26 protein-coding genes, 1 tRNA gene, 1 pseudogene and 1 riboswitch are annotated in these 23,491 nt (G+C 49.9%); of the genes and pseudogenes, 16 read left to right on the forward strand and 12 right to left on the reverse strand.

Annotated features, from left to right (window positions below; all coding sequences use genetic code 11):
• Window positions 1-125 precede the first annotated feature (125 nt).
• The 5 genes from OGV74_RS17350 to OGV74_RS17370 all read right to left on the reverse strand — a co-directional run bounded on the left by OGV74_RS17350 (window position 126) and on the right by OGV74_RS17370 (window position 4,008).
• Window positions 126-632 carry a protein disulfide oxidoreductase gene (locus OGV74_RS17350; RefSeq protein ID WP_003035978.1) on the reverse strand — a complete coding sequence of 169 codons (507 nt, stop codon included), beginning with the start codon at window positions 630-632 and terminating at the stop codon, window positions 126-128.
• On the reverse strand, window positions 622-1,245 hold the full coding sequence (locus OGV74_RS17355; RefSeq protein ID WP_003035975.1) for a DsbA family protein: 624 nt from the start codon (window positions 1,243-1,245) through the stop codon (window positions 622-624). The genes OGV74_RS17350 and OGV74_RS17355 overlap by 11 nt, the downstream gene beginning before the upstream one ends.
• Window positions 1,242-3,122 carry a protein-disulfide reductase DsbD family protein gene (locus OGV74_RS17360; RefSeq protein WP_286521275.1) on the reverse strand — a complete coding sequence of 627 codons (1,881 nt, stop codon included), beginning with the start codon at window positions 3,120-3,122 and terminating at the stop codon, window positions 1,242-1,244. The genes OGV74_RS17355 and OGV74_RS17360 overlap by 4 nt, the downstream gene beginning before the upstream one ends.
• 48 nt (window positions 3,123-3,170) lie before the next feature.
• Entirely contained in the window at window positions 3,171-3,533 is a 363-nt protein-coding gene (locus OGV74_RS17365) for a hypothetical protein (protein ID WP_003836824.1), read from the reverse strand.
• Between the two features lie 70 nt (window positions 3,534-3,603).
• Window positions 3,604-4,008, reverse strand: a complete 405-nt coding sequence (locus OGV74_RS17370; protein ID WP_003035964.1) for a VOC family protein — start codon at window positions 4,006-4,008, stop codon at window positions 3,604-3,606.
• Between the two features lie 397 nt (window positions 4,009-4,405).
• Here OGV74_RS17370 and dsbA point away from each other — a divergent pair, with 397 nt between their 5' ends.
• From dsbA to OGV74_RS17390, 4 genes are all read left to right on the forward strand, one after another.
• Window positions 4,406-5,029, forward strand: coding sequence for a thiol:disulfide interchange protein DsbA (dsbA, locus tag OGV74_RS17375; protein ID WP_003035960.1), 624 nt, complete (start codon window positions 4,406-4,408; stop codon window positions 5,027-5,029).
• A 193-nt stretch (window positions 5,030-5,222) separates the two neighbouring features.
• On the forward strand, window positions 5,223-6,143 hold the full coding sequence (gene cbpA, locus OGV74_RS17380; protein ID WP_003035957.1) for a curved DNA-binding protein: 921 nt from the start codon (window positions 5,223-5,225) through the stop codon (window positions 6,141-6,143).
• Window positions 6,143-6,436 carry a chaperone modulator CbpM gene (cbpM, locus tag OGV74_RS17385; protein WP_003035954.1) on the forward strand — a complete coding sequence of 98 codons (294 nt, stop codon included), beginning with the start codon at window positions 6,143-6,145 and terminating at the stop codon, window positions 6,434-6,436. The genes cbpA and cbpM overlap by 1 nt, the downstream gene beginning before the upstream one ends.
• 122 nt (window positions 6,437-6,558) lie before the next feature.
• Window positions 6,559-7,245, forward strand: coding sequence for a Crp/Fnr family transcriptional regulator (locus tag OGV74_RS17390; RefSeq protein ID WP_086503926.1), 687 nt, complete (start codon window positions 6,559-6,561; stop codon window positions 7,243-7,245).
• A gap of 48 nt (window positions 7,246-7,293) precedes the next feature.
• Here OGV74_RS17390 and OGV74_RS17395 read toward each other — a convergent pair whose 3' ends face one another.
• From OGV74_RS17395 to deoD, 3 genes are all read right to left on the reverse strand, one after another.
• Entirely contained in the window at window positions 7,294-8,127 is an 834-nt protein-coding gene (locus OGV74_RS17395; RefSeq protein WP_003035947.1) for an outer membrane protein OmpK, read from the reverse strand.
• 86 nt (window positions 8,128-8,213) lie between these two features.
• On the reverse strand, window positions 8,214-9,377 hold the full coding sequence (gene tsgA, locus OGV74_RS17400; RefSeq protein WP_003035944.1) for an MFS transporter TsgA: 1,164 nt from the start codon (window positions 9,375-9,377) through the stop codon (window positions 8,214-8,216).
• Between the two features lie 38 nt (window positions 9,378-9,415).
• A complete protein-coding gene (deoD, locus tag OGV74_RS17405; RefSeq protein ID WP_071697318.1) occupies window positions 9,416-10,123 on the reverse strand; it encodes a purine-nucleoside phosphorylase in 708 nt (235 codons plus the stop codon).
• Window positions 10,124-10,440: 317 nt separating this feature from the next.
• On the opposite strand from deoD, the pseudogene OGV74_RS17410 reads away from it, so the two are divergent.
• The 8 genes and pseudogenes from OGV74_RS17410 to OGV74_RS17445 all read left to right on the forward strand — a co-directional run bounded on the left by OGV74_RS17410 (window position 10,441) and on the right by OGV74_RS17445 (window position 17,638).
• Window positions 10,441-10,951: pseudogene (locus OGV74_RS17410) on the forward strand (GNAT family N-acetyltransferase).
• 242 nt (window positions 10,952-11,193) lie between these two features.
• Window positions 11,194-11,417: riboswitch (cobalamin riboswitch) on the forward strand.
• 221 nt (window positions 11,418-11,638) lie between these two features.
• Complete coding sequence (locus OGV74_RS17415; protein WP_086503925.1) at window positions 11,639-12,694, forward strand: ABC transporter substrate-binding protein; 1,056 nt, start codon at window positions 11,639-11,641, stop codon at window positions 12,692-12,694.
• Window positions 12,695-12,760: 66 nt separating this feature from the next.
• On the forward strand, window positions 12,761-13,828 hold the full coding sequence (locus OGV74_RS17420; RefSeq protein WP_016149890.1) for a FecCD family ABC transporter permease: 1,068 nt from the start codon (window positions 12,761-12,763) through the stop codon (window positions 13,826-13,828).
• Complete coding sequence (locus OGV74_RS17425) at window positions 13,825-14,640, forward strand: ABC transporter ATP-binding protein (RefSeq protein ID WP_003035928.1); 816 nt, start codon at window positions 13,825-13,827, stop codon at window positions 14,638-14,640. Before OGV74_RS17420 ends, OGV74_RS17425 begins: the two co-directional genes overlap by 4 nt.
• A 10-nt stretch (window positions 14,641-14,650) precedes the next feature.
• Window positions 14,651-15,091 (forward strand): pseudoazurin, encoded by a 441-nt coding sequence (locus OGV74_RS17430; protein ID WP_003035925.1) that lies wholly within the window; start codon window positions 14,651-14,653, stop codon window positions 15,089-15,091.
• Window positions 15,092-15,118: 27 nt separating this feature from the next.
• Window positions 15,119-15,670 carry a ubiquinol-cytochrome c reductase iron-sulfur subunit gene (gene petA / locus OGV74_RS17435; protein WP_086503924.1) on the forward strand — a complete coding sequence of 184 codons (552 nt, stop codon included), beginning with the start codon at window positions 15,119-15,121 and terminating at the stop codon, window positions 15,668-15,670.
• 1 nt (window position 15,671) lies between these two features.
• Window positions 15,672-16,832 (forward strand): cytochrome b, encoded by a 1,161-nt coding sequence (locus OGV74_RS17440; protein ID WP_086503923.1) that lies wholly within the window; start codon window positions 15,672-15,674, stop codon window positions 16,830-16,832.
• A 2-nt stretch (window positions 16,833-16,834) separates the two neighbouring features.
• Window positions 16,835-17,638: a cytochrome c1 gene (locus OGV74_RS17445; RefSeq protein WP_016149885.1), complete on the forward strand. Its 804-nt coding sequence runs from the start codon at window positions 16,835-16,837 to the stop codon at window positions 17,636-17,638.
• A 153-nt stretch (window positions 17,639-17,791) separates the two neighbouring features.
• On the opposite strand, the gene OGV74_RS17450 is transcribed toward OGV74_RS17445, so the two are convergent.
• Both OGV74_RS17450 and OGV74_RS17455 read right to left on the reverse strand, forming a co-directional pair.
• Window positions 17,792-17,879, reverse strand: a tRNA-Ser gene (locus tag OGV74_RS17450).
• 142 nt (window positions 17,880-18,021) lie between these two features.
• Window positions 18,022-19,650 (reverse strand): ABC transporter substrate-binding protein, encoded by a 1,629-nt coding sequence (locus OGV74_RS17455; RefSeq protein WP_086503921.1) that lies wholly within the window; start codon window positions 19,648-19,650, stop codon window positions 18,022-18,024.
• Window positions 19,651-19,920: 270 nt separating this feature from the next.
• Between OGV74_RS17455 and yccA the strand changes: the two genes are divergently transcribed.
• Both yccA and tusE read left to right on the forward strand, forming a co-directional pair.
• Entirely contained in the window at window positions 19,921-20,580 is a 660-nt protein-coding gene (gene yccA / locus OGV74_RS17460; RefSeq protein ID WP_003035917.1) for an FtsH protease modulator YccA, read from the forward strand.
• A gap of 88 nt (window positions 20,581-20,668) precedes the next feature.
• Window positions 20,669-20,998, forward strand: a complete 330-nt coding sequence (gene tusE / locus OGV74_RS17465) for a sulfurtransferase TusE (RefSeq protein ID WP_003035914.1) — start codon at window positions 20,669-20,671, stop codon at window positions 20,996-20,998.
• Here the strand turns inward: tusE and yccX are convergent.
• On the reverse strand, window positions 20,995-21,276 hold the full coding sequence (gene yccX, locus OGV74_RS17470; RefSeq protein WP_003836833.1) for an acylphosphatase: 282 nt from the start codon (window positions 21,274-21,276) through the stop codon (window positions 20,995-20,997). The genes tusE and yccX overlap by 4 nt on opposite strands.
• 94 nt (window positions 21,277-21,370) lie before the next feature.
• On the opposite strand from yccX, the gene rlmI reads away from it, so the two are divergent.
• The gene (gene rlmI, locus OGV74_RS17475; RefSeq protein WP_086503920.1) at window positions 21,371-22,561 is read left to right on the forward strand and encodes a 23S rRNA (cytosine(1962)-C(5))-methyltransferase RlmI; all 1,191 of its coding nucleotides are present in this window, start codon (window positions 21,371-21,373) and stop codon (window positions 22,559-22,561) included.
• A gap of 57 nt (window positions 22,562-22,618) precedes the next feature.
• Window positions 22,619-22,936, forward strand: coding sequence for a heat shock protein HspQ (hspQ, locus tag OGV74_RS17480; RefSeq protein WP_003035905.1), 318 nt, complete (start codon window positions 22,619-22,621; stop codon window positions 22,934-22,936).
• 61 nt (window positions 22,937-22,997) lie between these two features.
• On the opposite strand, the gene OGV74_RS17485 is transcribed toward hspQ, so the two are convergent.
• Window positions 22,998-23,411: a CoA-binding protein gene (locus OGV74_RS17485; protein ID WP_086503919.1), complete on the reverse strand. Its 414-nt coding sequence runs from the start codon at window positions 23,409-23,411 to the stop codon at window positions 22,998-23,000.
• Window positions 23,412-23,491 lie beyond the last annotated feature (80 nt).

Genomic DNA, 23,491 nt, shown 5'->3' on the forward strand with positions numbered 1-23,491 from the left:
GCAACTACAGAAAAAAATCAAAAATATATAACTATTAGTGTGTAGCTTTAGGATCAAATATCAGAACAACATGTTTTTCTTACCTTTTTATCGTAAAAAAATGCCGGGTTCCCCCGGCACAAATATCAGAATATTTTCGCCCACCACAGCCGAAGTTTCATGCCCCAGTAGCTGGTCCAGCCGCTGGTGGTTGATACCACCCGACCTTCTGACATCACCACCAACGTGGGCGTGACGCTAATCGCCCAACTGTGGGAAATAGCCCCATTCGCATCATTGATGACCGGAAATTCCACGCCTTTACGCAACAGCCAGCGAGATACCTCAGCTTCATTTCCGGAGCGTAACGCAATGGTCATCACATTTTCCCCTTCCGAGCGCAGCCTGGCGACTTCCGGCGTTGTGAAGCGGCATACGCCGCACCAGCTCGCCCAGAAATAAAGCAACACTGGCTCGTCTTTGCTGAGCGCCGCCAGCGTGACGGTTTCACCATCCAGCGTTTGTAAAGGCGTGCTGTCAAAAGAGGCAGGGAGCTGCGGCGCGCGCCAGGCATCCATCAGCAGCATCGCCCCCGCCAACAGTGCCAATAAGATCAGCCCTTCGCGCAACCAGCGGCGCAGTTTACTGAGCATTCGCCGCCGCCAGTTTTTCTTTTACCACTTCCTCAAGGGTTTCCCACGGCACCGCACCGGGAATAAGTTCATCACCAATGATCGTTGCGGGGGTTCCCTGTACACCCACCAGTCGCGCCAGTTGCAGGTTAGTGCTCAGCGTTTCAGCACTTTGGGCGTCCAGCGTCACCGGACTGGCCCCCGCTTTTTCCTGCGCCTGTTTGATACTGACATCGGTATGGTAGCCCTTCTTCTGCATCAGTTTTTCATGTAGCGCCAGAAACTGCTGCGGATGCTGATGCCATGTCGTCAGCACGGTCCGCGCCGCCAGTTCCGAGCTTTCACCTTTAAACGGCAACGGTTTGATCACTACCGCCACGTCAGGATATTTCTGCACAATTTTTTCCAGCATTGGATCCAACTGCTTGCAGTATGGGCAGTTGTAATCGGTGAAGTTTATCAGGGTCAGTTTTGCCTGCTTTGCGCCAATCCGCGGGCTGTTGGGATCGTTAAACAGGGCTTCCTGAATTAATGCTTCAATTTGCTTTTCCTGTTCCGGGGTAAACGGCGCAGGTTCTTTCGCGATACTGACGGCAGAAAACAGGGTTAACAGCAGAACAATCATCATCTTCATGGGGTAACTCCTTTGGCATCGTTCAACGTTTGCAGTACCGCATCGCGGGTTAACAACGTGGGTAACACCTGGCCTTCCGGCAGACCAGGGCCATAAATTTGGTTATACGGCACAGCAACCTGGCCGCGTTTTTTTAGAAATTCGGTAATGGCTTCAGAAGGGAGTGTCCAGTCGCCGCGCAGCGCCACCACATCCGGCTGTTGCAATGCGGCCTGTACGTCATCTTTATGCAAGACGTTGAACTTGTTTACCTTACAGGTGATGCACCAGTCTGCTGTGACGTCAATGAACACGCGCTTATGTTGCGCCAGCGCATCCTCAATAGCTTGCTCGCTTAGCGGTTGCCAGTTCACGCTCTCTTTGCCGGTGCTTTGCCCTACGAACCCGAAATGCGGGAGCAGCAACGTCGCAAGCCAGATAGCGGAACCCAGCATCATCACGCCGAGCAGACGCCGCAAAATATTCATCCAGCGTCCTGGCCGCGGCAAACGCAGCGCCAGACCGGGACGCAGAGCCACCAGCAGCCACGGTAAGCTCATTCCCAGCCCAAGTGCGATAAACAATCCCCACAATGTCGGCAGCGAAGCGGTCAATGCCACCGCCACCGCCGTTCCAAGGAACGGGGCACTGCACGGCGTAGCAAGCAGCGTCGCAAATGCACCTTGCCAGAAATGTCCCGACAGACCGTTGCCGCCGTGAGTCGCCAGCGTGGTAGTCATCGCAGAAGGGAGTCGGAATTCAATCCACCCGAACAGGCTGGCGCTGAACGTCAGCATCACCAATACCATCACGCCAATGAACCATGGATTCTGAAACTGGATCCCCCAGCCAAGCGCCTGATTGGTTAAACGCAGCACCGTCATCAATAGAGCCAGAGCCATAAATGAGACAAGTATTCCGGCTACCGATGCGAGGAACTGACGACGGACCTGGCGACGACTTTTTTCCTCGACCAGCAAAATCGAGCCCAGCTTCATGCCCAGAACCGGTAACACACAGGGCATCAGATTGAGGATCAAACCGCCCAGCAGCGCCATTAGCACCACTTGCCACAGTGGGAGTGAGGCGTTCTCAACAACCGGGGCTTCGCCAATCGCAAGACGACTTTCCTGGGCAACACCGTTATCTGCCAGCACCAGGGTGACTGACTTACCACGCAGAGCCGGCGCGCCTTCTCCCCAACCGTCATGTACAGGTACCGTGGCGCGTAATGTCTCCCCCTCAACATGGATTTGCGGCATGCCAAAATCCGCATCATCAACAGCATCCAGATACAGCCCTGGTGCAGTCCAGCCTCCCGCACGGTGAGCCTCGACGACTAACTCTCCCGCCCGTGCGCCGGCGCTCAGAGCATCGGTCAGGCCGCTGGCAAGTGGGATCTGTCCCATCGCCTGAGCATAGTCATGTGCAAAAGTCGGGTCCTGGGCTGTGGGCGTTACGGAAAAAGGAAAATCCGTCAACAGGCAAACGTTGCTACAGGTGGATAGCGTCAAAACGCCGCTGAGCGTGGCGGGCGCTCTACCTCGCACCACCATCGGGAACGTCACCTTATCGTGATACCCCTGGGTAGTGATATTGGCGACCTCAAAACGAGCTGGGGTTGGCCAGAACCAGTCGACCGCAGGCATTTCCTCTTTCCAGGCGATAGCAGGCGCAACGCCCCCCTCGCCCGGAGAACGCCAGTAGGTTTTCCAGCCGTCCTCCAGTTTGACATCCAACAACAGACGGGTTTCACCGCCAGCGGACGTATCAGCGCGTAACCGCACGCTGGCGTGATCGTTATCGAGTGAACGCAGCCAGCCGGGTTCAGCCGCCCAGGATACGGGCAGCCATAGCAATAACAGACAGAGCAGTGTCTGCCTGAAAACAGTCATCATAGTTTTTCTCCGTGAATAATTATCTAACAGTCAGCAACGGCTGTTCTGTCATTCACGGAAGACGCAAAATCGGAGATGCACCCGGAGAGTGGGCGGCGAGATGGCTCGCGGTGGGAAAAAAGGTAGACGAAACGCCCGCACTGGCGCCAGCAACGACAGCAGCAGGCACAGCACCAGAATAGCACCTTCAAACAGTACGGGTGGCGCAGCCAGTAATGACTTCGCGCTCAGTTCACAAGGGGTAACGGGTGAGGCCTCATCGGCCTGCACTTGTGCGCTGGCGACAACGCTTGTAACGGCGGTATCCATCTGCAACGCGTGCAGACCCGCCATGCGTTGTGCGGTGCAAACCATCACCACAACACATGCCAGACAGAGGAACCACCATCCCATCCGTTGACGTTTCGCCATTATACCCTCACTCATTGATGCGAGTTATCTTAACCACTCGCCGGTTTTTGGCAACCTTTGCGCTGTAAAGTTATGTCCTGGCATCTGCTGGATATACCGCGATTTCAATCAGATTGAGATCGGGATCCCTGACATAAACCGAGCGAATCGGTCCTGTCGCACCGGTTCGTGCAACGGGCCCTTCAATAATCTCGACTCCGTGGGTTTGAAACGTCTCTGTCACCTCTTCCAGGGTACGCGTGGTGATAAAACACAAATCCAGCGCCCCCGGCGTTGGCGCGTAGGCTTTAGGTTCAAACTCTTTTCCCCGAATATGGAGATTGATTTTCTGATTGCCGAAGACGAAGGCTTTCCGACCTTGTGCGAAAGTTTCCAACCTCATGCCTAAAAGCTCGACATAAAAACGAACGCAAGCCTCTTCATGATTGGTGGTTAGTACCAGGTGATCCAGGTGGTCGATCATAGTGATATCCATTTGGGTTGCTCATCTCTGACACTTACCCTATTCATTCACGCGCGACAAGAAAAAGACAATCTACAGGGGTATTTGCAAATACTTAGCGCAATACCTTGCCATTCACGCTTTAAAAGCGAAATGATAATTAATCATATTTTCGTCTTTGTTTATTACACTATAACATTGCTAAAAACACCCCTGAAAATATCACGAAAGTTATCATTCACTATTTACGAAGAATGCCAGAGAATATTTCAATGTCAGCACACAAATAATGCCCGCTACGTACTGATGCGTAAATGAAAGTAAGGGTCAGCGCATTTTCAGGGGATTTCCTTATTATATCCAGACGCAATGAATAACGTATTCATTAGCAGATAATTTGTTTATCAAATGTTATTTAGAGTATATGGAAATGAAAAAATATTTATTACCCCTGATTGGGTTACTTTTTACAGTTAGCGCTCAGGCAGCATCATTTACCGACGGTAAAGAGTATATCACCCTGGAAAAACCCGTCGCTTCCGCCCCAGCTGCGCTGAAGTTTTTCTCATTTTACTGTCCTTCCTGTTATCAGTACGATGAAGTTTTTGAAATCACGGATAACGTGAAAAAAGTACTGCCTGCTGATGTCAAACTCACCGAATACCACGTCGACTTTTTAGGTCCGCTGGGGCAAGACATGACGCACGCCTGGTCCGTCGCCATGCTGTTAAACGTACAAGATAAAGTTAAACCGTTGCTTTTTGATGCCGTTCAGAAAAAACAAACCGTTAAAACAGCGGATGATATTCGTAACGTATTTATCAGCGCGGGCGTCAGCGCCAGTGATTATGATGCCGCCTGGAACAGTTTTGCCGTGAAATCCCTGACCGCTAAACAACAAGAAATGGCTAAAGCGGTAGATTTAACCGGTGTGCCCGCCATTTTTATCAACGGTAAATATATGATCAATCCAAAAGGACTGAAATCTGACGACCTAAACTCTTTTGTGAAGAGCTACGCGGATACGGTTCGCTATCTGATCACCAAATCCTGACGTTTCGCTAATCTCACTTTTCGCACCACACAACAGTCAAAAGCGCTGTTGGTGGTGCGCAATCACATCATTTAGTCCAATATCCTTTCTTCCCGGTTGGCATTCGCCGTTATCAGGATTACCCTAAACTTAGCGGTGTTACCTGTTGTCGGGGTACACCTTCTTCAAGTGTTGATTTACACGAGAGAACGCTATGGAATTAAAGGATTATTACGCCATTATGGGCGTGAAACCGACAGACGATCTCAAGACAATCAAGACCGCCTATCGTCGACTCGCCCGTAAATACCATCCTGATGTCAGCAAAGAGACTGACGCTGAGGCCCGTTTTAAAGAGGTTGCTGAAGCCTGGGAAGTCCTGAGTGATGAACAGCGACGAGCCGAGTACGACCAACTGTGGCAGCATCGCAACGACCCTCAGTTCAGCCGTCAATTCCAGCAAGGAGAGGGGCAAAGCTACAGCGCCGAAGATTTCGACGATATCTTCTCCTCCATTTTTGGTCAGCGTGCGCACCAGTCGCGCCAGCGCCCTGCCAGCCGCGGGCACGACATCGAAATAGAAGTTGCCGTCTTCCTCGAAGAAACGCTTACTGAGCATAGCCGCACTATCAGTTACAACCTGCCAGTCTACAATGCGTTTGGCATGGTAGAACGAGAAATTCCTAAAACACTGAACGTGAAAATTCCGGCTGGCGTCGGTAACGGTCAGCGTATCCGTCTGAAAGGTCAGGGCACGCCCGGCGAAAACGGTGGGCCGAACGGTGATTTGTGGCTGGTGATTCATATTGCGCCGCATCCGCTGTTCGATATCGTTAATCAGGATCTGGAAGTTGTCGTTCCTCTGGCGCCGTGGGAAGCTGCGCTGGGTGCGAAAGTAACCGTTCCGACGCTGAAAGAGAGCATCCTGCTGACCATTCCTGCAGGCAGCCAGGCCGGTCAGCGGCTACGCATTAAAGGTAAGGGTCTGGTAAGTAAAAAACATACCGGCGATTTGTATGCGGTGATCAAGATCGTCATGCCACCGAAACCTGACGACACCAGTGCCGCCCTGTGGCAACAACTGGCAGATGCACAAAAGACCTTTGATCCGCGCAAAGAGTGGGGGAAAGCATAATGGCTAACGTTACCGTCACTTTTACCATTACCGAATTTTGTCTGTACACTGGTGTGTCAGAAGAAGAACTGCATGAGGTTGTCGGCTTAGGGGTGATAGAACCCTACGAAGACGAGACGTTTGACGATCATGCGCTGACCGTAATGCGTCGCGCGGTGCGCCTGCGTCAGGAGCTGGAACTTGACTGGCCAGGGATTGCCGTTGCATTGACGTTGCTGGAAGAGAACGCTCAGTTACGTCAGGAAAATCGCCTGCTGCGCCAGCGGCTGTCCCGTTTTATCAGCCATCCTTAGTGCGTCAGGGCCAGCATGGTGCTGGCCCTTTTATTGTCCCAAAACCTGCTCTTAATGACATTAAGCAGTAGATGGCATACAGTCAGCGATAAGAATTATCTCAAACAATAAGACGTTGAGCCATGCAGCTTAAGCCCCTCACAAAAGGTCGTTTTCACAATATCTGGCAGCATGATGATGCCTTAATTGAGAAGATATTCCAGGAACTGCTCTCTGAAACGCAGATGATCCACGAAGATGAGTATCTCTATCGCCAGGGACAGGTAATCGATCGACTTATCATGGTGCAATCAGGCAGAATTTCCCTGCGTTACAGCGCGGAAAATGGTCGCCGTTTTCAGTTGGGCGCAATGGAATGTGATGAGCAACTATTTGGTGAAATGGAGTTTTTTACCGGGTATCGCTGCCAGCTTGATATCGTGGCCGAAGAGCCGTTGACCGTGGCGGTGTGCAGCTGTGAGCGTCTGGAAGAAGCGCTAAACCAGCACCCGAGACTGGCGATATTTTTTGCCAGTGCGATGGCGATTGATTATCAGGATATGCTGGAAATCTTCCTGCACCGGATGCTCTACCCTATCGTTCATAACGTGGCGTATGATCTGTATCGCCAGCATCAGAACAAACAGCCGATGGATGGTTTCCATAAAAAATACCAGGAAGCAGAACGGTTCGGCACCACCGATCGGGTCTATCGGCGGGCGGTTAAAGCCCTGACGGATGCCGGACTGGTAACGCGCACGAAGCAAGGACTGGAAATTAAGGATCTGGATGGGCTGCGTAAATTCCTCGGCAATGACATCATTGACTGACACACCAACCTTCTCCGTAGAGAAGGTTGGTGTGTCAGTTCAGCGCAATCAGAATTTATAGGTAAGGTTGAAGTAGTGACCGAGTCCGGTGGTGCGCCCTGCTCCGCCGTGATTTTCCATCAATGCCATATTGCGGAAATACTTCAGGCCATAACCCACCGCATAATGCTCTGAATGCCAGTAGATACCGTTATACCATTCAATCGCGTTATTGCTGTATAACGGTTGATTAGCAATCTTGTTAGCGGCGAACTGATAGTCAAAGTAACCCTGATAGTTCAGGTAGCTGCCGTTGGCAAAGGTATAGAACGGCGTCGACCAGTTGGTCGAGAACATGTAGCCATCCCACTTGCCTTCGTTATCCGCACCGTAGTTTTCACGCACATAATGCGCATAGATGTTCATTCCCACCAGACCAAACCACGGAACCTTAACATCTGTGCCCAGACCGACATAATGTTCAAATAATTCCCGGTCGCCAATGTTATTTACCGTTGCGATATAGAATTCGTTAAATGGCCCAACGGATAAATCTTTATTAAAAATAGCATCCAGGGAAAACCGTGGGGATATCTTGGCGAAAAAGTTATCGCCACCATGGCGGTCATCCTGCTTGCGGTCAAAAATATCAAAGAAATCGACATAACCATACAGATCGATAATTCCGGAACGCGCCCCAAACTCCAGTTCCAGATAAGTGTCATTACGAATACCATAAGGCACTTTCGCATCCACACTTTGCATTAAGTTCATCTGCATCCAGTTAAAATCATTTTTACGGACGTTGCCATCGGTATAATCAGCAGCAAGCGCTTGCGTACAGCTCATTGCAACGATTGCGCCCAGAACTGTTTTTTTAATCATTGATTTATTCTTCATCATTTTCAATTCCTTTGAGCAAGGTTGAGTGTCGCCCCACCAAATAAATGGTGTGGCGACTGACTATCTAATTAGAGAGGTAAGTGTTATTACTGTGCTTTGTTACGTTTAAGTTTTAATGTACCCATCAACATGATAAAGATTATTAAATATAATACTGGTATTGCGTACATAATTTTCTGCAAGCCCATTGTTTTTTCCATTAGCGCACTGATCGCTGGACTAAACATAGCCCCGGCGCTACCGCTAATTAAAATATATGAAACATTCTGACTACTTGCGCGCTTCACAAATGAAACTCCGTAGGCAATAAAGGAGTTATACAGCGCCGCACAGACGAATCCGTAACTATAAGCCAGATAATCAAGCCCCGAGATGTTGTCTTTCGTTACAATAATGGTCGTAATAACGCAAGCGAGAAAAATAATACTCAACAGGAAATAATGTATCCTCACTCGAGAAACAATGACAGTTGATACTAGCGCCCCAACCAACGCCGCTCCCCAGTATTGCGTAATAATATTACCGGCTTCTTCAAATGGAATGCCAAATTTGTTCTTCACAAATAATGGTGCCCAGGTCAGGAAGGTATACAGCGCCAGCATACCTAAGAACAGACCAATACCTCCGCTAATAATCCCTGGGTTCCACTCAGACTTCACCGCGTCTGTCCGATCTTCCGCAGACGCGGTTTCACAGGCAGTAAAACGAGTGAGCGCCACCACACCTAACGTAAGTAAGGCTACCATGCCAACACTTAGATAGCTGTAACTCCATGACATATTGTGCGTCAGGGCGTAGGTGGTGATCAGCGGGAAAACCACGCCTGCGACGTTAAAGGTGGCGTCTTGTACCACCAACATTGTACTTTGAATGCGATCCTGCCATACCGAAACGACAATCGTTCCTGCCACACACAGGCCAATCCCACCGCAAAAGCCCACCAAAGTCATGGCAACCATCACCGGCCATAAGCCGGGGCTTAAGTGCATTGCCAGCGAACAAAGGAACACTATCGAATAGATAATAAACGTCATTCGCTTGACGCCAATTTTTTCTATCAGGAAAAAGGCGGCGATGGTCCCGGCTAATGCCCCACCGTTAAGCAGCGAAAATATCGAGGCAACGGTATTCACATCAGCACTGTAACGTACCGCAATCGGTTCAATCAACATTCCAAACTGACTGGCAAACCCCGCCATAATAAAATTTGCCAGAAAACTAATCAGTGTAAGTGCTATTTTATTCTTCATATAATGACATCCCTGATTGGTTCAATTAAAAGCTAATGCTAAGCCGTAATGGCTGTATTTAGCGCCAGCTCAATCATATTCTTAAAAGTTAATTGTCGTTCCTCTGCCGTGGTTTCTTCGCCTGTCAGGCAATGATCGGACACCGTTAAAATAGCCAGTGCTTCAATATTAAATTGGTGTGCTAAGGCGTATAAGCCGGCCACCTCCATATCCACACCCAGTACACCAAACTTTTCCAGTGCAGGAATGAGGTTTTCGTCAGGATCGTAATAAAGATCGCCACTGAAAACATTACCGACCTTAATGTCGATTCCGGCCTTCTGCGCCAGCATCCACGCCTGTTTTAGTAATGGGAAGTGAGCGGATGTCGCCATCGTGTAGCCCGCGCTACGTTTTAAATTTGTGACAGAGTCCGTTCCGGCAGCGAGAGCTAGAATAATGTCGCGCATTTTGACATGCGGTTGTGTTGCCCCCAGGCTACCGACGCGAATAATTCTCTTCACATTAAAATCATGTACCAGCTCATGAGCGTATAGCGTCATAGACGGAATACCCATACCGTGTCCCATCACCGAAACAGGTTGACCAAAATAAAGACCGGTATAGCCCAACATATTACGCACGTTGGTAACTTCGCGGTAATCCATGAGATAATTTTCGGCAATAAATTTTGCGCGCAGCGGATCGCCCGGCATAATCACAGTTGGCGCAAAATCACCCGCTTTAGCATTAATATGTGCAGTCATAACAATTCCTGAATTATGGGTATTGGAGATATGCAGGGATTGTAACCAGACGTTTGCAGAGGATTGAGGACAAAAGTCCTGCTCAAAGGATCGGCCTCTCATTTCTGAGAGTTAGAGTTGCAGGCTTAGGATGCAGAGGAAAACTATGCCCCGGCAACAGTTAGGAAAAGCAAGACCCAGAACAATAAAAGAACAGATTAGCCCCCAAATCGCTGGTGACTACCGCGTTGGCGCGAGTAGCCATAGCAGCGTCAATATTGTTTTGAAAGTGGTCTTATTGTTATTATCGTATTCCACTCTAAGCTTGGATGCCTGCCATGACCCGATTAAGGTTTAGTGAGATGAACTCACGCCGATATACCTGCTGTTCAGTCGTTCCTTATTAAGCATCTTAATTTGTTCTTCAATGCCGGGAGAGTCATGCCTGCTGCTGAAGAAGATATCTTCGATCTCAGGCAGCAGTATATTTTGCAAGAAAGAAATCTATTACTTTGCGCATGGAGTGAAAAACAAGAGCTCATCGCTACACTTGCGGTATGTCAATATGATGATCGTATCACTGAGCTACGTGGGCACTATAATTTGCCTGAAACGGCAGAAATTTGTCGTTGCTACGTGGATGCGCGCTACCGCAGACAGGGAATCGGAAGCCGGTTGTTTGCTTTAGCTCAAATGTTCTGCCAGCAGCAAAAATATAAAACCTTATATCTTCATACTCATCATTTCTTGCCTGGAGGGTATCATTTTTGGTTGCGTAAAGATTTTAGCGTCGTTATGGATATGCAGGATGAATGGCAATTGGTACATATGCAGAGATCACATTATTAAATTAACCCAACGCTAATTAACTGCGTTATTGATAACGATCAATATGATTAAATTGAATAAATAAAACCGTGTTTATAGCTTGATCAATATCAATCAATTCTCATTTAGCTTTTTATTGTTATTTTCATGTATACATCCGAGATAAAGGATTTAAGCATAACCAACTGTAAAACATAGCAATTTTACCAGAGGTGTGAGGTTTTCTCTATTTATTCATACTGTTGACCTCGTTAACAATTACCGTTAGAGTCGCTTTTGACAGCATTTCATTACATTTTTGTATATGAATAGGAATATGGTGAGAATTATTCAATTCAATTCCATAACTGCCCCCGCAACTGTAGGCGGATGCAGAATATCCTTGTGTGGTTAATAAGCCACAGGTCACTGTAAAGCTCGTCTTTATGGGAAGGCCGATATTCTGATTACCGTGAGTCAGGAGACCTGCTGTCAACGATGTATACCATTAAGTGGACGGGATGGTCCATGGGATGAATTATTTGACGCAAGCAGTAGTGTATTTATGAATAAGATTTTGGCTAAGTAAGGCTTATTTGCATTTGTTGCATATCTTCATTCTTAAAATTCACGATTCAATGTCATCTATCTTCATGTCTCCTCCCGATATATGGAATGAAATGAGCCATGACCAGACTTTAAGATTCTGGCATCAACGGGACGATGATAATGCACGCTAATTCTACATTTTTCTCTTCTAAAAAAACGCTTCTGGCTATTTTTGGTACCACTGCCCTGCTGCTCACCTCCGGTTTTTCTAACGCGGCAAAAACCGAATATCCTCTGACGATTAAAAACTGTGGACGCGATATTACCTTTAATCAGGCACCAACGCGCGTGGCAACCGTGGGTCAGAACAGTACCGAGATTCTCTATTCACTGGGACTGGCCGATCGTGTCGTGGGTACTTCGTTGTGGTTTGGCCCGGTACTGGATGCTTACAAAGCAGCAAATGAAAAAGTTGCCGTCATTGCGCAAAATATTCCCAGCTTTGAAGGAATTGTGGCTAAAAAACCAGATCTGGTCGCCAGCCAGTTTGAGTGGCAAATCGGCCCTGCTGGCACAGTTGCCTCATACGAACAGTTTAGTGAACTGAAGGTGCCCGTTTACACCGCGCCAGCTGACTGTGCTAAGGATAACGAAGATGGGGGTGATGGTGTTCGTAAGGGCATGTTTGATATTGCCATGGTGTATCAGGAAGTCGCCGATCTGGCAAAAATTTTTGATGTTCAGGATAAAGGCGAAGCGCTGATTGCCAGCCTTAAAGCGCGTGAATCAGCAGCAAAAAATAAAATTACCGGCATGGATAAGAATGTTTCTGCCGTGTTCTGGTTCTCAAGCGCCGATTTACAGCTCGATCCTTACGTTGCCGGGAAGTTTGGCCCAGCAGCATGGATAGCCCAAACGCTGGGTGTGAAAAATGTCATTGATTCTGCTGAAGAGTGGCCAACGGTGGGCTGGGAAACCATCGCTAAAGCTAACCCTTCTGTCATTGTGCTCGGTGAGATGAGCCGCCGACGCTTCCCGGCAGATGACTGGAAGATCAAGATGGAATACCTCCAGTCCGATCCTGTCACCAAACTGATTCCTGCCGTCAAAGAAAACCATCTGCCGGTTATTGACGTACAGACAATGAATGCCGGGATCAGAACTATTGATGGGGTGGAAAAACTGGCTGACGCTCTGGTTGAATATGGCTTAGCGCATCCGCAGGCTGCTCATTAATCTACATTTTGCGCTATATCACGGCACGGTATAGCGCATCTCCGTTACTCAGGAACGCAGATAATCATGAGTGATTCTCGCAGGATGCGTCGCGCTGTTGGTCAGCTTGCGGTGAGAGTCGGTGGTCATGCCGTTTGGGTCAGTGCGCTGATGTGTTGCGTACTGCTGGCGGGGATTTCCATCGGCGAAACGTTTATCCCCTGGCGGCACGTACTCAGCACATTGGCAAATCATCTTTTCGATACCCACTATCCTGTCGATGCACTGGATGCGGGGATCGTCTGGAACTACCGCCTGACCCGAGCACTGGTCTCAGCCAGCTGCGGCGCCTGCCTGGCTGTTTCCGGCGTAGTGTTACAGTCGTTGCTACGCAATGCGCTCGCCGAACCTTATCTACTGGGGATTTCTGCCGGAGCATCTACCGGTGCGGTGCTGATTGCGCTCACGGGACTGGGGGCTGGCATCATCAGTATGTCTTTAGGGGCGTTCATTGGTGCGCTGACGGCATTTCTGTTCGTTGCGCTATTGGCGATGGCCGCTGGCGGTAAACAAGGCGGCGGGATTACAACCCAAATCATTCTTGCCGGGATCGCCAGTTCGCAACTGTTCAATGCGATTACGTCGCTTATCATCACCCGCTCAGCAAACGCCGAGCAAGCACGCGGAATTATGTTCTGGTTGTTAGGCAATTTGAGCGGTGTACGCTGGCCCGATGTTGTCTTAGCTATTCCTACCGCTCTGGTCGGTATTGCGCTGTGCTTCTGTTATGTCCGCCACCTTGATGCGTTCTCCTTTGGCGCTGAATCCGCGGCATCGTTGGGCATTCCGGTCAAACGTACCCGCGCAGTACTGATTGCTGCTGTCACCGGTATGACAGCGATTATGGTCTCCATTGTTGGTGCGATCGGCTTTGTCGGTCTGGTGATCCCTCATGCCGCTCGTTTGCTGGTCGGCAACCAGCATCATCGACTGCTGCCGGTTAGTGCGCTTACCGGCGCCATTTTCCTCATTGTCGCCGATGTTATTTCCCGCACGTTACTACCCGGTCAGGTACTGCCAATTGGGGTGATCACGGCTTTAGTCGGCGCGCCTGCGTTTTCAATCATTCTGATAAGAGGAAACCAGAACAAATGACGGTAAACCTCGTACAGCCACTTGTTACCTCTGCGCAAGCCGTTATTGAAGCCTGCAATCTGCGTTGGAAGGTAAAGGGTAAGACGATTGTTGATGATATTTCTCTTCGCGTAACTCCCGGCGAGTTTGTCGGTATCATCGGTCCCAACGGCTCGGGCAAAACGTCACTGATTTCACTGCTGGCCGGTTTGCTGAAGCCGACTTCCGGGCACATCACTCTGCGGCAAAAAGCGCTCCAGCACTATTCGCGGCGTCATCTTGCGCAACAGGTGGCGCTGGTCGAACAACAGGCTGAAACCAGCGAGCGGCTTACCGCTTTACAAGCCGTTTCTCTGGGACGGACCCCCTGGCTTAGCCTGCTCACCCCCTGGTCTGCCAAAGATGACGATATCGTACAAACGATGCTGGAGAAGGTCGATCTCAGTGAATTCCAGCACCGCTGCTGGCATACCTTTTCCGGGGGAGAAAAACAGCGCCTGCATATCGCACGGGCGCTGGCGCAGCAGCCTCAATTGTTGCTGATGGATGAACCCACCAACCATCTCGACATTCAACATCAGATTGGCCTGCTGAGTCTGGTTAAACGTGAAAAGCTCACGGTGATTGCTGCTCTGCACGACCTTAATCATGCCGCGATGTTCTGCGATCGCATCATCGTAATGACCTCCGGACATATGGCGATGCAGGGTAAACCTTGCACCGTTTTTACCCGCGAAAATCTCCATGCCTGGTTTGGTATCGACGCCGTTGTCGAACATGAAGCGGGTAGTGAAAACTGTTTTATTCGTTATCAAAGACCTGATGAATTTTAAGGAAGAATCGATGAAATACCTCAAACAGAGTCTGAAAGTTTTGTGTTTACTCGCCCTCGCCTCTTCAGCCTTCGCGCAAACTCACGAAGTGTTGATGAAGAATCGTGGGTCTGCGGGGCCGATGGTCTACGAGCCGGATTATCTGGAGATCCAACCCGGTGATACGGTGAAGTTTATCCGTAAGCATAAGAGCCACAACGCGGCTTCAATTGCTGAATTGTCTCCGGCTGACTATCCCGGTTTCATGGGAAAAATAGATGAAGAGATCGAGGTGACTTATGACAATCCTGGATTTTACGGCATCAAATGTTCACCGCATTACGCTCAGGGCATGGTGATGATGATTAAGGTTGGCGATACCACGTTACCGGACAGCTATCGGGCATTCAAAGCGCCGGGTATTGCTGATAAGCGCTTTCAGGAAATTTACGCGCGTATCGACAAACAATAATCCGCATTACTCTGGGAGAAATACAAGGTGGCAGATAAAAAACTTGCAGATGGCGAAATCCAGGAACAGCGTCGGAAATGCCTGTGTAAACTGACGAAATTCGTCGGCGCGGCGGGCGTCGCGGCTGCCGTGTGGCCGCTGGTTTCGGCCTTAAGCCCGGATGAGAAAACGCTAGGGGAAAATGAACCGATTGATGTTTCTCTTGCGGGTGTTGCTGCTGGACAAACCATCAGGCGCATATGGCAGGGAAAGCTGATTCTTATTCACCACCGCACGCAGGAAGAGATTGTCGCCGCCAGAAATACCGACTGGCATACGCTTATTGACCCACAGTCTGACAGCGAGAGGGTCTCTGCCGTTCATCCCCAATGGCTAGTGGTTCAAGGGTACTGTCCACATGCCGGATGTGTCCCCAACGCCCAGCCGGGAGGGCTGGGCTGGATTTGTCCGTGCCACGGCTCGGAATTTGATACCTCCGGGCGCGTGACGCGCGGCCCCGCAACGACCAACCTGGCAATCCCGGATTACGCCTTTCATTCTGATGGTCAGATCGTGCGTATCGGCACTAAGGAAGCCTGACATGATGAGTGAGCGCGTCTATTCGCTTCGCTGGCGAATTCCTTTTCCTCGCTCGATTACCGGACTCTGGCTGTTCGCTATCGGCGCAATCCTGCTGGTTATGCTCGGCGTGCAGATCCTGACAGGTATCGTACTGGCGATGTTTTACGTGCCGACAGCCGGGCTGGCATTTGACTCCATTATTCATATTATGCGTGCGGTTCGCCACGGAGAACTGATACGCAATATGCATGCTATTGGGGCATCGCTCTTTTTCTTTGCCTGTTATCTGCATATTTTTCGCGGTATGTACTACAACGTGTACCGCAAGCCCTGGACAACAATGTGGTTGATTAGCGTCACGCTGTATATCCTCCTGATGATAACCGCATTTCTTGGTTATAGTCTTATTTGGGGGCAAAAAAGCTACTGGGCGGCAACGGTCATTACTCGCTTTGCCCAGGCCATTCCGCTAGTGGGTGATACGTTATACGCATATTTAGTCGGTAGCCATACGCCGGGAACACCGATGCTTGGCCGCTTTTTTGTTATCCACTTTATTCTTCCTTTTGTGATTGTCGTGGCAACGGTTTTTCATATACGAACCGTACAGTCAGCGTTTGCCCAGGCGATGAAAAAGAAGTTCAGCGAGAAAGAGTCCAGGAGCCTGTTGTTCGATTACCAAATTACCGATCTCGATGCCATCAAAATCACCCTTTTTTTGATGCTCTTCGCCTGGTTTTTATTCTTTGCTCCGCACTATCTGAGCAGCGCCGATAACTTTATTCCCGCAGACCCAACGATTACACCGGCAATTGTTGCGCCAGAATGGTATTTCCTTCCCTTCTTCTCCATCTTGCGCTGCTTCCCGAATGAATTCGTAGGACTAGCCGCGATGTGCGGTTCGATACTGATTTTCTATTTTCTTCCCTGGCTTGATACCTCCCGGGCTCGTTTTCGCCATTACAGCAAGCTGGTCAAATGCGGATTCTGGCTGTGGGTCATCAATGCCTGCTTTTTAGGCTGGTTAGGATCGAAAGCGCTGGTTGGCCCCGACCTTCTTGACGGTTTTCGTAACGAAGAAGGTTGGATACGTGCCGCGTCCCAGCTTTCGACGCTGATTTGGTTTGCCTGGTTTTTAATCGTATTACCTTGCCGTCGTTTTCTGGAAAAACAGGACTGATGATGAAACGACTATTGAAATTCAGTGTTCTGTGTTTTTCTCTATTGGGACTGGGCTCCACCTATGCGCAAGAAGCCACGCCTGAACGACAGGAATGGAGTTTCAGCGGCATCAATGGCCAGTATGATAAAGAGCAGCTTCGGCGTGGTCTGCAGGTTTATGAAGAGAAGTGTCGCGCTTGTCACGGCATGAAGCACCTTACCTTTCGAACCTTGACCAGATCCGGCGGCCCGGAACTCACAGAAGAAGAAGCAAGAAGTATCGCTAACGGCTATCAGTTTCCTGAGATTCAGGATGACGGCCAGATGGGTGAGCGGGACGGGACGCTAAATGACAGCTTTATATCGCCATATTTAAACGAGCGGGAAGCTCGATACCTTAATAATGGCGCAGAACCTGTTGACCTGAGCTATATCGTCCGCGCCCGCTCATACGATCGTGGATTTCCGCAATTCCTGTTAGATGCTTTTCTGCCCTACACGGACCAGGGAGCTGATTACGTCTACGCGCTACTCACCGGCTATCTGCCTGACGATCCCGAACTGAAGGCTAACCGCTATTTTCCGGGCGGCGTGATTAACATGCCGAAACCACTGAATAGCGGAGAGATCCAATGGAGTCCGGCGTCACAGAAAGCTGAAACTGAGGAGCAATACGCCAGGGATGTTACCGCCTTTCTGGCATGGGCAGCCGATCCGGCGCTCTCTGAACGAAAACAGCAAGGGAATTACGTTATGGGCTATCTGGCTATTATGCTGGGGCTGCTATGGATATTACGACGAATGAAGAGACGTTCGCTCATGTAGGTCTTGCGAGGCGGGGGATTACTCAGTTCACCAGCATTCAACCGGTCAGCTGCGCTGTTGCCCTCGCGCGACTAAGACAAGTAAAGGAAGGAAAAATATAAATCAAGCAAAATGAAAAAACCCCAAGCTATTTGATAGCTTGGGGTTCATGTTTGGCGGAAGCGTAGAGATTCGAACTCTAGAACCCTTTCGGGTCGCCGGTTTTCAAGACCGGTGCCTTCAACCGCTCGGCCACGCTTCCAATGAGGCGCACTATAAACATCCCGAACGGACCTGTAAAGCACCAATGTGTTCGTTTGCCTGAAAAACAGCCAAAATGTTGTTAATCGACTGAAATAACAACAGATTGACCATTTAATCAGCACAAATACCAGCTACAACGCTTAATGTTTTTTGATGTACATATCTTTGGTGTAGTAATTTCCCCGGTTATCCGGCGCAAATCCCCCCACCCACGGCTTCACCAGATGCGTGCGGACATAGTGGTAAACCGGAATCGCAGGGACATCATCACCTAAAAGATCTTCAGCCTGCTGATAGTATTTGCCTCGTTCTTCCAGTGAATTTGCTTTCGCCGCATTACGCATCGCTTCATCAAAGGCGGGGTTGCTGTACTTGGTAGTATTCTCGCTATCACCGGTACGGAAAATATTGAGGAAACTTGAAGCATCATCATAATCGGCTATCCACGCATAGCGCACGACGTCAAAATTACCGGTGTGCATAGTGTCCAGCATGGTTTTCCATTCCTGGTTTTGCAGCTTCGCCTCGACGCCAAGGTTTTTCTTCCACATCGACGATGCGGCAATCGCAATACGCTGGTGCGTTTCGAAGGTGTTGTAGAGCAAATTCAAGCTAAGCGGATGCTCAGGACCAAAACCGGCTTCAGCAAGCAGTTTTTTGGCTTCAGCAATACGTTTTTCGAGCGGCCATGACGCATACTCCGGTGCATGCAGTTTCACCCCACCTATTTCCGGCTGGCTGATAACCCACGCTGCTCGCTGTCCCTGCCCCATCACCTTTTGCGCAATGATGTCTTTATCCAACGCCATATTCAGCGCCCGGCGCACGCGCGGATCATTAAACGGCGCGCGGGTTGTATTGAACTGATAGTAATACGTTGAAAGCTGAGGAGAGACATGCAGTTCATCGCCCATCGTTTTTTTCAGTTGGGCGAACTGATTGACCGGTACGCTATAAACAATGTCGATTTCACCGGCCTTATAGCGATTTACGTCAGCCGACTCTGAGCTGATGGGCAAATAAGTAACTTTATTAATAACCGTATGCCGATCGTCCCAGTAATGTGGGTTACGCTCGGCAACGATGCGCTCATTGACCACCCATTGCGATAGTTTGTACGGCCCACTGCTGACAAAATGTTCTGGTCGGGTCCACTTGTCGCCAAAACGCCCAATCAGAACTTTATCCAGCGGCACCAGCGATGGATGCGCCAGCATCGCCAGAAACGCCGCCGTCGGTTGCGTCAGGGTAATTTCCAGCGTGGTATCATCCAGGGCTTTGACCCCTAGTGTAGCGGGATCTTTATTCCCTTGGGCAATATCAACCGCATTCGCAACATGCATATTGCCCAGATACGAAGCATAAGGTGAAGCCGTTTGCGGCGAGACCAGACGCTGCCAGCTCCAGACAACATCCTGTGCGGTAATCGCAGAGCCATCAGACCAGGTAATGCCCGGACGTAAATGAAAGGTCCAGATAGTATTGTCTTTATTCTCCCAGGATGCCGCAAGGCGGGGCTCGATAGACCCATCCTGATTAACAGCAACCAGACCGTCGAACATATCGCTGATTAAATTAAACTCAACGTTGCTTTCGACTTTATGCGGATCCAGCGATGCCGGCTCACTGCCGTTATTTCTCACCAGTTCCTGCTTTTCAGCCAATGTTGTTCCTGCGGGAACATGAGCTGCCCATGCCGCGCCGTTTATTGATATCATACAGGCGGCCAACAGCGTAAACGTAAATACCTTCGATTTGTGTTGAGTCATTCCCTGCACCTTATTGTTCTGTTTTATGTAGACACCGCTGTCACTGTCAGAGAGATTCAGGAATAACGCAATATTTTTCAGTAACCTATAAGATGTCGATCTGACATTTTCAAACAATAAGTGGTAACATCTAATTTAGACACTTTTGCTGAAATAATATGCTTAAGTCTGGCGGGTTAAAATGCGTAAAGATGGGTAAAATCGCTGTGTCATTACCCGTGATTTCATTATCCTCCATCATTAATTACATCTGTCATAAGAGAGTGACTCATGGATCGTATTATTAGTTCTTCGCGCGACCGTACATCGCTACTCAGCACGCATAAAGTGCTGCGCAATACCTATTTTCTGCTCAGCCTGACGCTGGCGTTTTCTGCCATCACCGCAACGGCAAGCACCGTGCTGATGCTGCCATCCCCGGGTCTAATCCTGACGCTGGTGGGTATGTATGGTCTGATGTTCCTGACATATAAAACTGCGGATAAGCCGGTCGGAATTCTGTCTGCTTTCGCATTCACCGGCTTCCTGGGCTACATTCTGGGACCGATTCTGAACACCTACCTGTCTGCAGGCATGGGTGATGTTATCGGTATGGCGCTGGGCGGCACTGCTCTGGTCTTCTTCAGCTGTTCTGCCTATGTGCTGACCACCCGTAAAGACATGTCCTTCCTCGGCGGTATGCTGATGGCAGGTATCGTGGTGGTGCTGATTGGTATGGTTGCGAATATCTTCCTGCAACTGCCAGCTCTGCATCTGGCCATCAGTGCGGTGTTTATTCTGATTTCTTCAGGCGCTATCCTGTTTGAAACCAGCAATATCATCCGTGGTGGTGAAACCAACTACATCCGTGCAACGGTCAGCCTGTATGTTTCGCTGTACAACATCTTCGTCAGCCTGCTGAGCATTCTGGGCTTCGCCAGCCGCGACTAAGTTGTCAACTCGCACTATCCAGCCCCGCTTATGCGGGGCTTTCTTTTTTGGTAAACTGCCGCCAGTTTGACTAACGTAGTGACGAATTATGTTGATCTTTGAAGGTAAAGAAATCAGTACCGATAGCGAAGGCTATCTGAAAGATACCACGCTGTGGAGCGAGCCGCTGGCGGAGAAAATCGCCGAAAACGAAGGCATTACGCTCTCCGCAGAACACTGGGAAGTGGTGCGTTTTGTCCGCGATTTTTATCTGGAATTTAATACCTCCCCCGCTATTCGCATGCTGGTAAAAGCGATGGCCAACAAGTTTGGCGAAGAAAAAGGCAACAGCCGTTATCTCTACCGCCTGTTCCCGAAAGGACCCGCCAAGCAGGCGACTAAAATTGCCGGCCTGCCGAAACCGGTGAAATGTATTTAATAACGGATACTAAATCCCTTTAGCTCGTCGCCAGGACGATGGGGTTCGCTGAGAACTCTGTCTACCCTGGCGCTTCGCGGCCCCCCGGCTTTCAACCACTTCATCAGTTGTTCCACCCGGTCACCTTCACCGCAGGCGACAACCTCTACGCTGCCGTCATCCATATTCTTCGCGTATCCGGTCAATCCCAGCCGTTGTGCTTCATGCTGGGTGGTGTAGCGAAATCCTACTCCCTGAACCCGGCCATAGACCCAGGCGATTATGCAGACTTTCGACATTGCGGTTCTCCTTATCATCACAGCGCGCGTTGCAAATATGCATAAAACTCAGGACAATGGCGCCCATTTCTTTGAATTGACAGAATAGTAAATTATGAGTGTACGTTTAGTGTTAGCCAAAGGGCGCGAAAAATCATTACTGCGCCGCCATCCGTGGGTATTTTCCGGTGCTGTCGCACGTATGGAAGGTAAAGCCAGCCTCGGTGAAACCATCGATATTGTTGACCATCAGGGTAAATGGTTAGCACGCGGCGCGTACTCACCCGCGTCGCAGATCCGTGCACGCGTCTGGACATTTGACAAGTCTGAGTCCATCGATATTGATTTCTTCACCCGTCGTCTGCAGCAGGCGCAGACATGGCGTGACTGGCTGGCGAAAAAAGACGGTCTGGATAGCTACCGTCTGATCGCCGGCGAATCCGATGGTCTGCCGGGTGTCACCATTGACCGCTTCGGCAACTTCCTGGTGTTGCAGTTGCTCAGTGCGGGGGCTGAATACCAACGCGCCGCGCTGATTAGCGCTCTGCAAATTGTTTTCCCGGACTGCGCCATTTATGACCGTAGCGACGTAGCGGTGCGAAAAAAAGAAGGTATGGAGCTGACTCAAGGGCCAGTAACGGGCGAGCTTCCGCCAGCACTGCTGCCAATTGAAGAGCACGGCATGAAGCTACTGGTTGATATTCAGCATGGTCACAAAACCGGCTATTACCTCGATCAACGCGATAGCCGCCTGGCCACGCGTCGTTATGTGGAAAATCAGCGTGTGCTGAACTGTTTCTCTTATACCGGTGGATTTGCGGTTTCAGCATTAATGGGTGGATGCCGTCAGGTCGTCAGCGTTGACACCTCTCAGGAAGCGCTCGATATTGCCCGCCAGAACGTGGAACTGAACAAGCTGGATCTGAGCAAAGCTGAGTTCGTGCGTGATGATGTGTTCAAACTTCTGCGAGCTTATCGCGATCGTGGTGAGAAATTCGACGTCATCGTGATGGATCCGCCGAAATTTGTCGAAAACAAAAGCCAGTTGATGGGTGCCTGCCGCGGCTATAAGGACATCAATATGCTGGCTATTCAGTTACTGAATCCGGGCGGCGTACTGCTGACTTTCTCCTGCTCTGGGCTTATGACCACCGATTTATTTCAGAAAATCATCGCTGATGCCGCAATAGATGCTGGTCGTGATGTACAATTTATAGAGCAGTTCCGTCAGGCCGCCGATCACCCGGTGATCGCTACCTACCCGGAAGGGCTGTATCTGAAAGGGTTTGCCTGTCGCATCATGTAACTTGAAAAGTGGAATATTACCCTTACATAGAGGGTATCTATTTCCCGGGAGGTGACTATGATTGCCAGCAAATTCGGTATCGGCCAGCAGGTCCGCCATTCCCTGTTAGGTTACCTCGGAGTGGTCGTGGATATCGACCCGGAATATTCGCTTGATCAACCGTCAGCCGATGAGTTGGCGGTTAACGACGAACTTCGCGCCGCTCCCTGGTATCACGTGGTGATGGAAGACGATAATGGTCTGCCAGTACATACGTATCTGGCCGAAGCACAACTGAGTAGCGAGCTACAGGAAGAACATCCGGAGCAACCGTCGATGGATGAACTGGCGCGAACAATTCGAAAACAGCTTCAGGCCCCGCGCCTGCGCAATTGATGCAAACACAGACCCGATTAGCTAATCGGGTCTGTGCGTTTTGTTCGGCTACAGATCAACCTTACTTCGCCAGTCCCAGCCGCGGGATCTCAATCGCCGGGCAACGATCCATCACCACCGTCAACCCTGCATCACGAGCCAGTACGGCTGCTTGCTCGTTAATCACGCCGAGCTGCATCCATAGGGTCTTCGCGCCGATGGCAATTGCCTCCTGAGCAACACCCCACGCCGCTTCGGAATTACGGAAGACATCTACCATATCCACTTTCTCTGGTACATCTGCCAGCGTCGCATAGCCCTGCTGCCCCAGCAGTGTTTTTCCGGCAACTTTCGGTGAAACAGGAATAACGTGATAGCCATGATCGAGTAAATATTTCATAACCCGATAGCTTGGGCGATCGGGTTTATCGCTTGCTCCCACCAGTGCAATCGTGCGGGTCGTTGTCAAAATGCCAGCAATATCGGTCTCTTTCATCGTTTTCCTCCAGGCTGTTTAGCAAAGTGTACGACAAACCTGACTTTGCGACCATTCATCCCATACTGGCGCATGAGAGC

This window comes from Citrobacter sp. Cf116 (assembly GCF_030336505.1).
Lineage (GTDB): Bacteria > Pseudomonadota > Gammaproteobacteria > Enterobacterales > Enterobacteriaceae > Citrobacter > Citrobacter freundii.

Excerpts from the sequence above, each read along its gene's own strand:
- OGV74_RS17350 (WP_003035978.1), bottom strand. The coding sequence starts at position 632 with ATGCTCAGTAAACTGCGCCGCTGGTTGCGCGAAGGGCTGATCTTATTG.
- OGV74_RS17355 (WP_003035975.1), bottom strand. The coding sequence starts at position 1,245 with ATGAAGATGATGATTGTTCTGCTGTTAACCCTGTTTTCTGCCGTCAGT.
- OGV74_RS17360 (WP_286521275.1), bottom strand. The coding sequence starts at position 3,122 with ATGATGACTGTTTTCAGGCAGACACTGCTCTGTCTGTTATTGCTATGG.
- OGV74_RS17365 (WP_003836824.1), bottom strand. The coding sequence starts at position 3,533 with ATGGCGAAACGTCAACGGATGGGATGGTGGTTCCTCTGTCTGGCATGT.
- OGV74_RS17370 (WP_003035964.1), bottom strand. The coding sequence starts at position 4,008 with ATGGATATCACTATGATCGACCACCTGGATCACCTGGTACTAACCACC.
- dsbA (WP_003035960.1), top strand. The coding sequence starts at position 4,406 with ATGAAAAAATATTTATTACCCCTGATTGGGTTACTTTTTACAGTTAGC.
- cbpA (WP_003035957.1), top strand. The coding sequence starts at position 5,223 with ATGGAATTAAAGGATTATTACGCCATTATGGGCGTGAAACCGACAGAC.
- cbpM (WP_003035954.1), top strand. The coding sequence starts at position 6,143 with ATGGCTAACGTTACCGTCACTTTTACCATTACCGAATTTTGTCTGTAC.
- OGV74_RS17390 (WP_086503926.1), top strand. The coding sequence starts at position 6,559 with ATGCAGCTTAAGCCCCTCACAAAAGGTCGTTTTCACAATATCTGGCAG.
- OGV74_RS17395 (WP_003035947.1), bottom strand. The coding sequence starts at position 8,127 with ATGATGAAGAATAAATCAATGATTAAAAAAACAGTTCTGGGCGCAATC.
- tsgA (WP_003035944.1), bottom strand. The coding sequence starts at position 9,377 with ATGAAGAATAAAATAGCACTTACACTGATTAGTTTTCTGGCAAATTTT.
- deoD (WP_071697318.1), bottom strand. The coding sequence starts at position 10,123 with ATGACTGCACATATTAATGCTAAAGCGGGTGATTTTGCGCCAACTGTG.
- OGV74_RS17415 (WP_086503925.1), top strand. The coding sequence starts at position 11,639 with ATGCACGCTAATTCTACATTTTTCTCTTCTAAAAAAACGCTTCTGGCT.
- OGV74_RS17420 (WP_016149890.1), top strand. The coding sequence starts at position 12,761 with ATGAGTGATTCTCGCAGGATGCGTCGCGCTGTTGGTCAGCTTGCGGTG.
- OGV74_RS17425 (WP_003035928.1), top strand. The coding sequence starts at position 13,825 with ATGACGGTAAACCTCGTACAGCCACTTGTTACCTCTGCGCAAGCCGTT.
- OGV74_RS17430 (WP_003035925.1), top strand. The coding sequence starts at position 14,651 with ATGAAATACCTCAAACAGAGTCTGAAAGTTTTGTGTTTACTCGCCCTC.
- OGV74_RS17440 (WP_086503923.1), top strand. The coding sequence starts at position 15,672 with ATGATGAGTGAGCGCGTCTATTCGCTTCGCTGGCGAATTCCTTTTCCT.
- OGV74_RS17445 (WP_016149885.1), top strand. The coding sequence starts at position 16,835 with ATGAAACGACTATTGAAATTCAGTGTTCTGTGTTTTTCTCTATTGGGA.
- OGV74_RS17455 (WP_086503921.1), bottom strand. The coding sequence starts at position 19,650 with ATGACTCAACACAAATCGAAGGTATTTACGTTTACGCTGTTGGCCGCC.
- yccA (WP_003035917.1), top strand. The coding sequence starts at position 19,921 with ATGGATCGTATTATTAGTTCTTCGCGCGACCGTACATCGCTACTCAGC.
- tusE (WP_003035914.1), top strand. The coding sequence starts at position 20,669 with ATGTTGATCTTTGAAGGTAAAGAAATCAGTACCGATAGCGAAGGCTAT.
- yccX (WP_003836833.1), bottom strand. The coding sequence starts at position 21,276 with ATGTCGAAAGTCTGCATAATCGCCTGGGTCTATGGCCGGGTTCAGGGA.
- rlmI (WP_086503920.1), top strand. The coding sequence starts at position 21,371 with ATGAGTGTACGTTTAGTGTTAGCCAAAGGGCGCGAAAAATCATTACTG.
- hspQ (WP_003035905.1), top strand. The coding sequence starts at position 22,619 with ATGATTGCCAGCAAATTCGGTATCGGCCAGCAGGTCCGCCATTCCCTG.
- OGV74_RS17485 (WP_086503919.1), bottom strand. The coding sequence starts at position 23,411 with ATGAAAGAGACCGATATTGCTGGCATTTTGACAACGACCCGCACGATT.